The following is an 11,934-nucleotide window of genomic DNA, read 5'->3' as shown; positions in this document are numbered from 1 at the left end:
TCCCCCGTGGACGAGGACTCCGTCGGGCCCAGCGAGTGGGAGATCCCGGGGCAGGTCGGGGTCGGTCCGTGGCCGGGCGGGCCCGCGGCCTGGCCGTCGGGTGGGCACTACAACCCGGAGCTGCTCGAGCACGGTGACCGCCGCAACGTCGTCGACGCCTACCGCTACTGGCGCCGCGAGGCCGTCGCGACCGAGCTGGTGCGGCGCGCGCACCCGTTCCACGTCGCGATCGAGAACCTCGGGCACGACCACAACATCGGCACCGTCGTCCGCACGGCGAACGCGTTCGGCGCGGGCGGGGTGCACATCGTCGGGCGGCGGCGCTGGAACCGGCGCGGAGCCATGGTCACCGACCGGTACCTGCAGCTGCACCACCACCCCGACGTCGCCGGGCTGGCGACGTTCGCCCGGGACCACGGGCTGACGATCGTCGCGGTGGACAACACGCCGGGCTCGGTCCGGCTGGAGACGGCGTCGCTGCCGCGGGCCTGCGTCCTGCTGTTCGGGCAGGAGGGGCCGGGACTGTCCGAGCCGGCCCGCGAGGCGGCGTCGTTGTCGGTGTCGATCGCGCAGTTCGGGTCCACGCGTTCGGTCAACGCGGGCGTCGCGGCCGGGGTGGCGATGCACGCCTGGATCCGTGAGCACGCCGACCTGGACGCCGCGTGGTGACGCCCGTCCCCGGGGAGCAGGGGACCTGGGCGGACCGTGCCGCGGCCGCGGAGAGGGCCGTCGCCGGACGGTTCGTGCGGCGCTTCGGCGGGATCGTGCCGGGCACGGCGATCGGGCGGGTCTCCTGGCCGCGGCGGTGGCCGATCCGGCCGTGGCCGTGGCACTACTGGTGGCAGGCGCACCTGCTGGACTGCCTCGCCGACGCGCGGGGGCGGGCGCCGTCGTCGTCGCGGGACGCCGGCATCGCGACGTTCCTGCGCACGGTGCGCCTGCGCAACGCCGGGAGCTGGGTCGACGACTACTACGACGACATCGCCTGGCTCGGCCTGGCGATCGACCGCGCGGGCGACGCCGCCGGTCCCGCCGCGCGGCCCGCCCTGGACGCGATCCTGGCCCGCCTGCGCGCCGGTCACACCGCGGCCGGTGGGGGCGGGGTCTACTGGCGCCGTCGCGACGACTTCAAGGCCGCCCCGGCGAACGGCCCGGCGGCGATCCTGTTCGCCCGCCGCGGCGACCTCACCGCGGCCGCCGCCCTCGCCGACTGGATGCACGTCCGGCTGCCCGACCCGGAGACCGGGCTGATCCGCGACGGCGTGCGGGTCGGCCGCGACGGCCGGGTCCGCACGGTCGAGCCGGCGATCTACACCTACAACCAGGGCGTGTACCTGGGCGCCTGCGTGGAGCTCGCCGAACGCGACGGTCACCCGCGCTGGACCGAGCGGGCCACGAGCGTCCTGGCGGCGACCGCGACGCACCTGGCCGAGCCGGACGGCGTCGTCGGCGGCTACGACGACGGCGGCCTGTTCAACGGGATCCTCGCCCGCTACCTCGCCGACGCCGCGGTGCGCCTGCCGGAGCTCACCGACGTCGCCGGACGCCTGGTCCGGGCGAGCGCGGAGTCGGTCTGGGAGAACCGGGCCGAGATGCGCGGCGGCCCGGTGTTCGCCCACGACTGGCGGGCTCCGGCGCGGGTGGCCGCGGCGGGGAACCCGGAGTCGGCGCTGTCGGTGCAGCTCTCGGGCTGGATGCTGCTGGAGGCCGCCGCCCGTCTGGAGCGGGGCCCCGGAACCTGAACCCGCCGGGGCTCAGCGGTCGGTGTCGCCGTCCTTCTCCGAGGACGGACGGGCGGCGGTGGCCGGGCGGGCCGGGGTCGTCGGGCGGCCCATCACCGGGCGTCCCGAGGATCGGCTCTCGACCGGCGCGGGGGCGTGGGCGGGGAGCCCACGGGTCGGCTCGTCGGTGAACGCCGGAGTGGCGTCCGGCGAGGGGCGTCCGGTCACGGCGTCCGGCACGTCGCCGTTGACCGGAGCCGGCTGCGCCCCCGCGGACGGGGAGCCGTTCGCGTGCGAACCGTTCGCCGGGATCCCGTTCGGCGGCGGGTCGTTCGGGCCGACGGGCGTGATCCACGTGGTCGCGGTGTTGTCGGCGGATCCCGAGGTCGGGTGCCCGTTCGGCCCCGCGACCGGGTCGCTCCAGCCGGAGCCCTGCGGCGCGCCGGTGTCGCGGGGCAGCTGGATCGGCTGCGTGAGGTCGGAGGCGGCGGCGCCCGGTCCGGCCGGGGCGGCGACGGCGGCCGCGGCCTTCTTGTTCTTCGACCGCGCCCGCAGCACCTCGATGACGATCGGCAGGATCGAGACCAGCACGACCAGGATCAGGATGAAGTCGATGTTCTCCCGGACGAACGCGAACTGGCCCAGGAAGTAGCCCAGCACCGTCACCCCGGCCGCCCACGCGACGCCGCCGATCAGCGAGTACGTCATGTACCGCTTCGGGTCCATCCGGGCCACGCCCGCGCTGACCGTGATGAACGTGCGCACGATCGGCACGAACCGGCCCAGCACGATCGCCCGGTTGCCGTACTTGTCGAAGAACTCCTGCGTCTTCGCGACGTGCTTGGGGTTGAACAGCTTCGACCTCGGCTTGTCGAAGATCGCCGGACCGGCCTTGTAGCCGATCGCGTAGCCGACGACGTTGCCGGCGAACGCGGCCACCACCAGGATCACGCAGACCAGCCACAGCGGGACGCCGATCGTGCCCTGGGCGACGAACAGCCCGGCGGTGAACAGCAACGAGTCGCCGGGCAGGAAGAAGCCCAGCAGCAGGCCGCACTCGGCGAAGATGATCGCCGCGAGCCCGACCAGGGCCCAGGGGCCCAGCCATTCGATGATGACGGTCGGGTCGAGCCAGTCCGGACCGAGCGCGAGCGTCTGAGTGGCGAGGGGCGTCACGGGGCACGACGGTACCGGCCGGACCTGTGGCCCCGATGAGCCGCCACCACGGGCTCGCCCAGTGCGACGACGGACGAATCCGGCGAACCGCCCGGTACCGCCCGGCCGGTGATCACCGGGCGAGCAGCACCACGTCAGGGTCCCCGCGGCCGACCGGCACCTCCAGCGTCGCGACGTCGTCGAAGATCGTGCCGAGACGCTCGGCGAGCTCGGGAGATGGTGCGGCACACCAGAGTGCGAGCACACCGCCCGGTGCCAGGACGCGTCGCGCGGCGGCCAGGCCGGCGTCGTCGTAGAGGCCGGCGTTGCCCGGGTCGACGAGCCAGTCCGGGCCGTTGTCGGTGTCCAGGCACAGCCCGTCGACGCTGCCGGGCGGTGCGTCGCGGAGCCAGTCGGCGAGATCGGCGACGTGGGTGCGCACGCGCGGATCGTCGACGGCGTGCCCGTTCCCGTCGGCGAGCGGTCCGGAGTTCCAGCGCACGACGTCGGGCTCCCGCTCGATCACGTCCACCGTGCCGACCGCGGGATGGGCGAGTGCCGCGGCGAGGGTGAACCCCACCCCCAGCCCGCCGACGGCCAGACGGCCCGGTGCGGGCATCCGGTCGGCGGTCGCGGTGGCCAGCAGCCGTTCGGAGTCCCCGCCGCGGGTGTCCATCAGGAACACCCCGTTGGCCACGATCTCGTGGTGGGCGCCGACCCGGCGCAGCACCAGCTCCCCGCAGCGCCCGATGACCCGTTCGACGACGACCGCCTCGTCCATGGGAGATCATCCTGGTCAGGACGGCGGGGGACGTCCAGGCGGTTGCTACCCCAGGGCCGGGAGCGCGCCGGGCAGGAGTACCGAGACCAGCCCGATGCCGCCGCCGAGGATGGCGCCGATCAGCAGCGTGACCAGCAGCGCCCAGACGATCTGACGCCGGTCCGAGCGCGCGGGCGCGGCGGCCGGGGCCGGGGCCTGCGGCGGCATCGGGCGCGGTGCCGGCGGCGGGACGCGACCGGGCATCCGCGGCGGGACGGGCGGCGGGCCGAACCGGCCGGGCCCGGGGGGCGGCATCGACGACGACACCCGGTCGCCCGGCGGCGGGGGCACGCGCCCGCCGCTCACGGCCTGGGCGTGCAGGGCCTCGCTCAGCCGCCGGGCGGCGGCGTCGTCGTCGCGCGGGACGGTCATCGGTGCTCCATCTCGCCGGAACCGGGACGGCGCACCGCGTCGCCCCCGGACCGCTCGTCCATGATCCGGGCGACGGCGTCGAGCGCACGGCTGGCCGTCGACTTCACGGTGCCGCGGCTCATCCCGGCCGCCTCGGCGATCTCGGACTCCGACAGCCCGCCGTAGTAGCGCAGGACCAGCACCTCGCGCTGGCGCGGCGGCAGGCCGGACAGGGCGTCGACCACCTGCTGGTGCTCGGCCGAGAGCATCGCCAGCGACTCCGCCGAGCGCGCGTTCGCGGCGTGCGGGGGCACGTACTCCCGGGCGGTGCGGCGCCGTCGCAGCACCGAGCGCGACCCGTTGACGACGGCCGCGCGCAGGTAGGCGACGGCCGCGGTCTCGTCGCGCAGCCCCGACCAGTGCCGGTGCAGCCCGGCGAACGCCTCCTGCACGACGTCCTCGGCGGTGGCCGGGATGTCGACGAGCAGCATCGCCAGGCGCATCAGGCGGGTGCGGTGGTCGCGGTAGAGGTCGGCGAGCGTGCGGGGTTCGACGGGGCCGGTCGCGCCGGTCGTCTCGACCGGCGGCGTCTCGTCCGCGGGACGACTGTCGATGCGACGCAGACGGCTCAGCGTCCGGTCGACGGCGCTCTCCGCCCGTGCCTCCTCCACGTCACCAGCGTAGCGGTGGACCGGATGGATCTTCGCGGTATCGGCCCCGGCCGGGTGACCAGGCACATGTTCTTTCGCTATGGGGCCGTGCGGATCGGGTACGTGATACTGGCCAGCAAGTACACCCGCCCCGACCCGAGGAGCGCCGATGCCGATCGCCACGCCCGAGATCTACAACCAGATGCTGGACAACGCCAAGAGCGGCGAGTTCGCCTACCCGGCGATCAACGTGACCAGCACGGAGACGCTGAACGCCGCGCTGCGCGGGTTCGCCGAGGCGGGCTCGGACGGCATCGTGCAGGTGTCCACCGGCGGTGCCGAGTTCCTCTCCGGAACCCGCGTCAAGGACATGGTCACCGGCTCGGTCGGCCTGGCCGAGTTCGCGCACGTCGTCGCCGAGCAGTACCCGATCAACGTCGCGCTGCACACCGACCACTGCCCGAAGGACAAGCTGGACACGTTCGTCCGCCCGCTGATCGCGATCAGCCAGGAGCGGGTGAGCAACGGGAAGAACCCGCTGTTCCAGTCGCACATGTGGGACGGCTCGGCGACCGAGCTCGAGGAGAACCTGAAGATCGCGGCCGAGCTGCTGGAGCAGGCGGTCAAGGCGAACATCATCCTCGAGGTGGAGATCGGCGTCGTCGGCGGCGAGGAGGACGGCGTCGCCAACGACATCAACGACAAGCTCTACACCGCGCCCGGGGACTACGAGCGCACCGTCGACGTGCTCGGCACCGGCGAGAAGGGCCGCTACCTGCTGGCCGCGACGTTCGGCAACGTGCACGGCGTCTACAAGCCGGGCAACGTCAAGCTGCGCCCGGAGATCCTCAAGCAGGGCCAGGACGTCGCCCGGGAGAAGATCGGCTCCGGTGCGTCCGAGAAGCCGTTCGACCTGGTCTTCCACGGTGGCTCCGGCTCCTCGCTGGAGGAGATCCACGAGGCGCTGGGCTACGGCGTGGTGAAGATGAACGTCGACACCGACGCCCAGTACGCGTTCACCCGCCCGATCGTCTCGCACATCTTCGAGAACTACGACGGCGTGCTGAAGATCGACGGCGAGGTCGGCAACAAGAAGGTCTACGACCCGCGGTCCTACCTCAAGAAGGCCGAGGTCGGCATGGCCGAGCGCGTCCAGGAGGCCTGCGAGTCGCTGAAGTCGGCCGGCAAGGCTCTCGGCAAGTGACCCGCTCGCGCCCACCCGCTGGCACGACGCCGCGGGTGGGCGCGAGGATGGGCACATGAGTCTGCACGGCAACCTGCTCGAGCCCGAGTCCACGCGACTGCCCGCCGACCCGGCCTCCGCCGAGCTCGACGCCGGCAAGGACGCCTCCGAGGTCGCGGCCGCGAGCCCCACGTCGAGCATCGCCTGGGCGGTGCTGGCCGAGCGCGCCCTCGACGGCGGCGACGCCGTCACCGGCTACGCCTTCGCCCGCACCGGCTACCACCGCGGCCTGGACCAGCTCCGCCGCAACGGCTGGAAGGGCTTCGGCCCGGTGCCGTGGTCGCACGAGCCCAACCGCGGCTTCCTGCGCGCCACCGGGGCGTTGTACCGCGCGGCGCAGCAGATCGGCGAGACCGCCGAGGTCGAGCGCCTGCTCACGCTGCTCTCGGACTCCGACCCCGAGGCGCCCGCCGCCCTCGGCCTGTCCTGACCGACCCCTCGACAACGGGTCTCCGGTGACCGGGGCGGTCGGCCGGACGGGGTCACGGGTCCGTCGCCGGGTCGAGCTCGGGCTCCGGCGGCTGCGGGCGTCCGCGCTGCCGATCGTGCAGTGCGCCGTCGCCGCCGGGCTCGCGCTGTACGTGGCCGGGGACCTGGTCGGGCACGCCCGGCCGTTCTTCGCCCCGATCGCCGCGGTGATCAGCCTCGGGCTGACGCTGAACTCCCGCGTGCGCCGCGCCGCCGAGCTGGTGGTCGGGGTGAGCCTCGGCGTGCTCGTCGGCGACCTGCTGATCGCGCAGATCGGCAGCGGTGTCTGGCAGCTGGCTCTGGTGGTCGCCCTGGCCATGGCGATCGCGGTGTTCACCGACGGCGGGACGCTGATCGTTGCCCAGGCCGGTGCGTCCGCCGTGCTCGTCACGACGCTGCTGCCGCCCGGTGAGACCGGCGGGATCGACCGCTGCGTGGACGCGCTGATCGGCGGTGCGGCCGGGATCCTGATCGCCGCGCTGATCCCGGTGAACCCGATCCGGATCGTGCACCGCGAGGCCCGGCGCGCCCTCGACGAGCTGGTCGCGGTGCTGCACGACGTCGCCGTCGCGCTGCGCGAGAACGACCGCGACGCCGCGTCGGCGGCCCTGGACCGGTCCCGCGACACCCAGCCGATGATCGACGAGATGCGCGCCGCCGTCCGGTCGGCGAGCGAGGTCGCCTCGGTGTCGCCGCTGCGACGGCCGCGCCGGCGGATGCTGCAGCGCTACCGGGAGCTCGCCGAACGCACCGACTACGCCGTCCGCAACCTGCGGGTGCTGACCCGCCGCGCGCTGACCGCGATCGAGGACGGCGAGCCCGTCCCGGACGGTCTGGCCGACACCCTCGACGAGCTCGGCACCGCCGTCGGCGCCCTGATCGGCGAGCTCGGCGTCGACGGCGACCGGGAGCGTGCCCGCGGGGCGATCCGGGACGCCGCGCACCGCGCGGCGGCTCTGGCCGAGGATCCCGGCCTCCCGTACGGGCCGTCGGCGGCGGTGCTCGTCGCGCAGGTGCGCTCGATCGCGGTCGACCTGCTGCAGGCCACCGGCCTGGACCGGGCGCAGGCGCAACAGGCTCTCCGCGAGACGCCCTGACGGGTCCGCTCACGAGAGGTCACGCGGGGTGACGGAGCAGGAGGCGCCGCTGCGGCGGGTGAGTACCGGTTGCGCTGATCGGGGGGTGCTGCGCGACAGACATTCCCTGTCCGGAAGGACAGGGCCAGACTCTCGGGTGCTGAACTCGGCGCTGGGACTCCACTGGTCCCACCCCACGGTGTGGTGTGGCCGTCGCCGTCCGAAGGTAGAGGCTCGAGGTCCTGGTGCAGTTCCTGATCAAGTACGTGCTCGCCCCCCTCCTCCGTCTGCTGTGGCGCCCGCGCGTGCTGGGTGCGGACCGGGTGCCGGTCACCGGGCCGGTGATCCTGGCCGCCAACCACCGCGCCGCCGTCGACACGGCGTTCATCCCGCTCGTCACCCCGCGCCCGGTCGCGTTCCTCGGCAAGGCCGAGTACTTCACCGGCCGCGGGGTCAAGGGCCGGCTCATGGCCCGGTTCCTCACCGCGCTGGGCTACGTCCCGGTGGACCGCGGCAACGTCAAGGCGGGCCTCGCCGCCCTCGACGCCGGGCGCACCGTGCTGCGCGCCGGAGGGGCGTTCGGCATCTACCCGGAGGGCACGCGTTCGCTCGACGGCCGGCTGCACCGCGGGCACACCGGCGTCGCGTCGCTCGCCCTGTCGACCGGCGCCGTCGTCGTCCCGGTCGCGCTGACCGGCACCGAGAGGGTCCAGCCCGTCGGGCGCCGCTTCCCGCGGATCGCGCCGGTCCAGGTCCGCTTCGGCACGCCGCTGGAGTTCAGCCGCTACGAGGGACTCGAGGGCTCGCCGGCCATCCGCCGCGCGGTCACCGACGAGATCATGGACGCCATCGCCGAGCTCTCCGGCCAGGTCTACGTCGACAGCTACCACCGCCGCCCCACCGACGGCCGGGCCGCCGCCTGACCCTCGCGCGCCCCGCCCCCGGGTCCCGTCCCCTGGGCCGCACTCATGCGGCTTCCGTTCGGCATGGCGGCACCGAAGCGCCATGAGTCCGGCGGTCCTCCGGCGTCGGCGCCGCGCTCATGGAGCTTCGGTGCGGCACAGCGGTACGGATGCGCCATGAGTGCCGGGTCCGGTCAGGGGCGGACCAGCTGCCAGGGCTCGGTGTGGCGGTACCAGGCCCAGCGGGGGATCTCGCGGGGGTGCTCGACGCCGTCGCTGGTGACCCGGGCTCCGCTGGTGCCGATCTGCACGGCGCGGCCGACGGCGGCGCGGACGTCGCGGTCGGGCAGGACCGAGACCCCGTCCGGGCCGGCGTCGACGAGCAGGCGGCGGACCCGTCCGCGCAGGACGAGGGTGGCGTCGCAGTAGCCCTCGCCGTCGAAGTCCCGCATCTCGCCGCGCCCGACCAGGACCCCGCCGGCGTCGTCGCGGACCAGCGGGACCGGTCCGGCGACACCGTGCCGGGCGAGCTCTGCGGCCGCGTCCGGGCGGAGCGGAAGCCCCCAGACGGCCGCGGCGACCGAGCGGCGCGCGACCGGGACGTAGCCGACCTCGGTGCCGAGACGCTCCGTGCGCAGCAGCCGGACGAGCACCGCCGCCAGGTCGGCGTCGGTGCCGTGCACGATCAGCCGGGCGTCCGGACGATCGGCGAGGATCGGGTCGACCTCGTCACGTCCGGGGCGCGGACCGAGGGTGACCGACGGCACGTCGGCCAGAGCGGCGGGCACCCGTTCCCGCTGCGCACGGCGCCGGATACCGTAGGACCGAAGACGGTGTCGCGTCTCGCTCGCGCAGGTCAGCAGCACCGCTTCAGGATCGGTCGAACCCACTGATCGGTTACCCTCCCCGCCGCGGTGTCCGGAAAACGGACCCGTCGACGTGACGTGCGTGCAGAACTGGAGTCTCACATGCCAGCCATCGTGTTGATCGGCGCCCAGTGGGGCGACGAGGGCAAGGGCAAGGCGACCGATCTGCTCGGCGGCCAGTACGGCTGGGTCGTGCGGTACCAGGGTGGCAACAACGCCGGTCACACCGTCGTCACCCCCGACGGCCGCGACTTCGCGCTCAAGCTCATCCCGTCCGGGATCCTCACCCCCGGCGTCAAGAACGTGATCGGCAACGGGGTCGTGGTGAACCCCGAGGCGCTGATCGAGGAGAAGGAGGGGCTGGAGAAGCGTGGCGTCGACACGTCCGGCCTGCTGATCTCCGCCGACGCGCACCTGATCATGCCGTACCACGTGGCGATCGACCGCGTCACCGAGCGCTACCTGGGCAAGGCCAAGATCGGCACCACCGGTCGCGGCATCGGGCCGGCCTACGGCGACAAGGTCGCCCGGGTCGGTGTCCGGGTCGCGGACCTGCTCGACGAGAAGATCCTGCACCAGAAGGTGGAGGCCGCCCTCGAGCTGAAGAACCAGATCCTGGTCAAGGTCTACAACCGGCGTGCGCTCGACCTGGACGAGGTCGTCGACACCGTCCTGGAGCAGTCGAAGAAGTTCGCCGACAAGATCGTCGACACCCGCCTGCTGCTCAACCAGGCCCTCGAGCGCGGCGAGACGATCCTGCTGGAGGGCTCGCAGGGAACGCTGCTCGACGTCGACCACGGCACCTATCCGTTCGTCACCTCGTCGAACCCGACGGCGGGCGGCGCGGCCGTCGGCTCCGGGATCGGGCCGACCCGGATCGACCGGGTGATCGGCATCCTGAAGGCCTACACGACGCGCGTCGGGTCGGGCCCGTTCCCGACCGAGCTGCACGACGAGATGGGCGAGCGGCTGCGCAAGGTCGGCGGCGAGATCGGCGTCAACACCGGCCGCGAGCGCCGCTGCGGCTGGTTCGACGCCGTGATCGGCCGCTACGCCGCGCGCGTCAACGGGATCACCGACTTCTTCCTGACCAAGCTCGACGTGCTCTCGGGCCTGGACACCGTCCCGATCTGCGTCGGCTACGAGATCGACGGCCGTCGCGTCGACGAGATGCCGATGACCCAGACCGACCTGCACCACGCCGTCCCGGTCTACGAGGAGATGCCGGGCTGGTTCGAGGACCTCTCGGCGTGCCGCACGTTCGAGGAGCTCCCGCAGGCCGCGCGCGACTACGTCCTGCGCCTGGAGGAGCTGACCGGGGCCCCGATGTCCGCGATCGGCGTCGGCCCCGGCCGCGACCAGACCATCACCCGGGACGTCTGACCTCTCGCAGGAGCTACCAGCGGGACGTCGTCGGCTCCTGGCGGACGGGGGTCAGGGCGATGGCGGCCACCGGGGCCAGGGCGGCGATCGCGAAGCCGGCCGCGTAGCCGGTGGCGCCGATCAGGACGCCGAGGACGATCGGCACCGCCGAGGACACGATGTTCTGCCCGGTGTTCTGCACGCCCAGGGCCCGGCCGGACCAGGCCGGGCCGGCGATCTCGGCGGTGCTGGTGAACGCCAGGCCGTTGTCGGCGACGCTGACGACGGCGCCGATCGCGAGCGCGACGACGGCCAGCCAGCCCGCGACCAGGTCCCCGAGCGCGAACAGCAGCAGCACCGCCGCGGCGCCGACCGCGACCTGGCGCATCGGCCGCAGCCGGGACCCGACCCGGTCCGACCACACGCCGGTCCCGATCCGCCCGGCCGCCCCCGCGACCTGCACCGCGGCCATGAACCCACCGGCCGCGGCCAGGCCCCAGCCCTGCTCGCGGACCAGGTACTCGGTGCCGAACGCGGCCACCGCGAACTGCGGGACGACGAGCATGGCGCTGGCCGCGTGCACCCGCCACAGCACCGGCGTCCGGTACGGCGACCGCGGACGCGCCTCGCCCGCGGGCCGCGGCGTGCGCGGCGGGTCGGGCGCCAGCACGGCCACCAGGACGGCGGAGGCCAGGCACAGCGCGGCGGGCAGGATCAGCGCCTCGAACGGCCCGCCGGAGCCGGCCAGCGCCGGCAGCGACACCCCCGCGACGGCGACGCCGAGGGGCTGCGCGGTCTGCCGGATCCCCATCGCCAGCCCACGCTCGTCGCGGCCGAACCAGCCCATCACCATCCGGCCGCTCGCCGAGGACACGCTCGCCCCGCCCGCGCCGCCGGCGGCCAGCAGCAGGAGCACCGGGACGTGCCCGAGCCCCGGCAGCAGCGCGACGGCCGCGATCGCGAACGACGACAGCGTCAGCCCGACGCCGATCACCACCCGCTCACCCCACCGGTCCGCGGCCGCACCCCAGGCGATCAGCGCGACGAGCAGCCCGGCCGTCGGCGCGGCGACGTAGGTCCCGGCCTCGGCGAGCGAGAGGCCGTAACGGTCGCGCAGCACCGGGACCAGGAACGGCATGCCGTAGACGAACGCGCTCGACGACGTCTGGGCGAGCACCCCGAGCCCGAGCACCAGCCACCGTCGACGGGTGCGGGTGACGTCCGGGGCGTCGGTCGACGGCACGGTGGCTCCTCGCGGTCGGGTGCACGGTCCCCGGCCACGCTACGAGCGTTCCCACATGTCAGCGAGATCCTCCCGCA

General features: G+C 74.1%; 12 protein-coding genes and 1 pseudogene. 7 read left to right on the top strand and 6 right to left on the bottom strand.

The window, feature by feature from the left end; all coding sequences use genetic code 11:
* Positions 1 to 6 precede the first annotated feature (6 nt).
* Positions 7 to 669 carry a TrmH family RNA methyltransferase gene (locus EV383_RS29835; protein ID WP_130293393.1) on the top strand — a complete coding sequence of 221 codons (663 nt, stop codon included), beginning with the start codon at positions 7 to 9 and terminating at the stop codon, positions 667 to 669.
* Positions 663 to 1,742: a glycoside hydrolase family 76 protein gene (locus EV383_RS29830; RefSeq protein WP_242623369.1), complete on the top strand. Its 1,080-nt coding sequence runs from the start codon at positions 663 to 665 to the stop codon at positions 1,740 to 1,742. The genes EV383_RS29835 and EV383_RS29830 overlap by 7 nt, the downstream gene beginning before the upstream one ends.
* A 426-nt stretch (positions 1,743 to 2,168) precedes the next feature.
* On the opposite strand, the pseudogene EV383_RS33240 reads toward EV383_RS29830, so the two are convergent.
* From EV383_RS33240 to EV383_RS29810, 4 genes and pseudogenes are all read right to left on the bottom strand, one after another.
* Positions 2,169 to 2,897: pseudogene (locus EV383_RS33240) on the bottom strand (DedA family protein); the annotation flags it as partial.
* Positions 2,898 to 3,009: 112 nt separating this feature from the next.
* The gene (locus EV383_RS29820; protein WP_130293389.1) at positions 3,010 to 3,657 is read right to left on the bottom strand and encodes a spermidine synthase; all 648 of its coding nucleotides are present in this window, start codon (positions 3,655 to 3,657) and stop codon (positions 3,010 to 3,012) included.
* A 45-nt stretch (positions 3,658 to 3,702) separates the two neighbouring features.
* A complete protein-coding gene (locus EV383_RS29815; protein ID WP_130293387.1) occupies positions 3,703 to 4,068 on the bottom strand; it encodes a hypothetical protein in 366 nt (121 codons plus the stop codon).
* Complete coding sequence (locus tag EV383_RS29810; protein WP_130293385.1) at positions 4,065 to 4,718, bottom strand: RNA polymerase sigma factor; 654 nt, start codon at positions 4,716 to 4,718, stop codon at positions 4,065 to 4,067. The genes EV383_RS29815 and EV383_RS29810 overlap by 4 nt, the downstream gene beginning before the upstream one ends.
* Positions 4,719 to 4,866: 148 nt before the next feature.
* Here EV383_RS29810 and fbaA point away from each other — a divergent pair, with 148 nt between their 5' ends.
* From fbaA to EV383_RS29790, 4 genes are all read left to right on the top strand, one after another.
* Complete coding sequence (fbaA, locus tag EV383_RS29805; protein ID WP_130293383.1) at positions 4,867 to 5,901, top strand: class II fructose-bisphosphate aldolase; 1,035 nt, start codon at positions 4,867 to 4,869, stop codon at positions 5,899 to 5,901.
* Positions 5,902 to 5,956: 55 nt separating this feature from the next.
* Positions 5,957 to 6,370: a DUF3151 domain-containing protein gene (locus EV383_RS29800; RefSeq protein ID WP_130293381.1), complete on the top strand. Its 414-nt coding sequence runs from the start codon at positions 5,957 to 5,959 to the stop codon at positions 6,368 to 6,370.
* A gap of 25 nt (positions 6,371 to 6,395) precedes the next feature.
* Entirely contained in the window at positions 6,396 to 7,505 is a 1,110-nt protein-coding gene (locus tag EV383_RS29795; RefSeq protein ID WP_130293379.1) for an FUSC family protein, read from the top strand.
* Between the two features lie 221 nt (positions 7,506 to 7,726).
* Positions 7,727 to 8,407 (top strand): lysophospholipid acyltransferase family protein, encoded by a 681-nt coding sequence (locus EV383_RS29790; RefSeq protein ID WP_130293377.1) that lies wholly within the window; start codon positions 7,727 to 7,729, stop codon positions 8,405 to 8,407.
* Between the two features lie 173 nt (positions 8,408 to 8,580).
* On the opposite strand, the gene EV383_RS29785 is transcribed toward EV383_RS29790, so the two are convergent.
* A complete protein-coding gene (locus EV383_RS29785; protein ID WP_242623368.1) occupies positions 8,581 to 9,174 on the bottom strand; it encodes a hypothetical protein in 594 nt (197 codons plus the stop codon).
* Positions 9,175 to 9,354: 180 nt separating this feature from the next.
* Between EV383_RS29785 and EV383_RS29780 the strand changes: the two genes are divergently transcribed.
* The gene (locus tag EV383_RS29780) at positions 9,355 to 10,635 is read left to right on the top strand and encodes an adenylosuccinate synthase (protein ID WP_130293375.1); all 1,281 of its coding nucleotides are present in this window, start codon (positions 9,355 to 9,357) and stop codon (positions 10,633 to 10,635) included.
* Positions 10,636 to 10,648: 13 nt separating this feature from the next.
* On the opposite strand, the gene EV383_RS29775 is transcribed toward EV383_RS29780, so the two are convergent.
* Positions 10,649 to 11,857 (bottom strand): MFS transporter, encoded by a 1,209-nt coding sequence (locus EV383_RS29775; RefSeq protein WP_242623367.1) that lies wholly within the window; start codon positions 11,855 to 11,857, stop codon positions 10,649 to 10,651.
* Positions 11,858 to 11,934 lie beyond the last annotated feature (77 nt).

Origin of the sequence: Pseudonocardia sediminis, from assembly GCF_004217185.1 — a bacterium.
GTDB lineage: Bacteria > Actinomycetota > Actinomycetes > Mycobacteriales > Pseudonocardiaceae > Pseudonocardia > Pseudonocardia sediminis.
This window is presented reverse-complemented; position numbering and strand designations above follow the sequence as displayed.

Coding starts and splice junctions, on each gene's coding strand:
- EV383_RS29815 (WP_130293387.1), bottom strand. CDS start 4,068: ATGACCGTCCCGCGCGACGACGACGCCGCCGCCCGGCGGCTGAGCGAG.
- EV383_RS29800 (WP_130293381.1), top strand. CDS start 5,957: ATGAGTCTGCACGGCAACCTGCTCGAGCCCGAGTCCACGCGACTGCCC.
- fbaA (WP_130293383.1), top strand. CDS start 4,867: ATGCCGATCGCCACGCCCGAGATCTACAACCAGATGCTGGACAACGCC.
- EV383_RS29820 (WP_130293389.1), bottom strand. CDS start 3,657: ATGGACGAGGCGGTCGTCGTCGAACGGGTCATCGGGCGCTGCGGGGAG.
- EV383_RS29780 (WP_130293375.1), top strand. CDS start 9,355: ATGCCAGCCATCGTGTTGATCGGCGCCCAGTGGGGCGACGAGGGCAAG.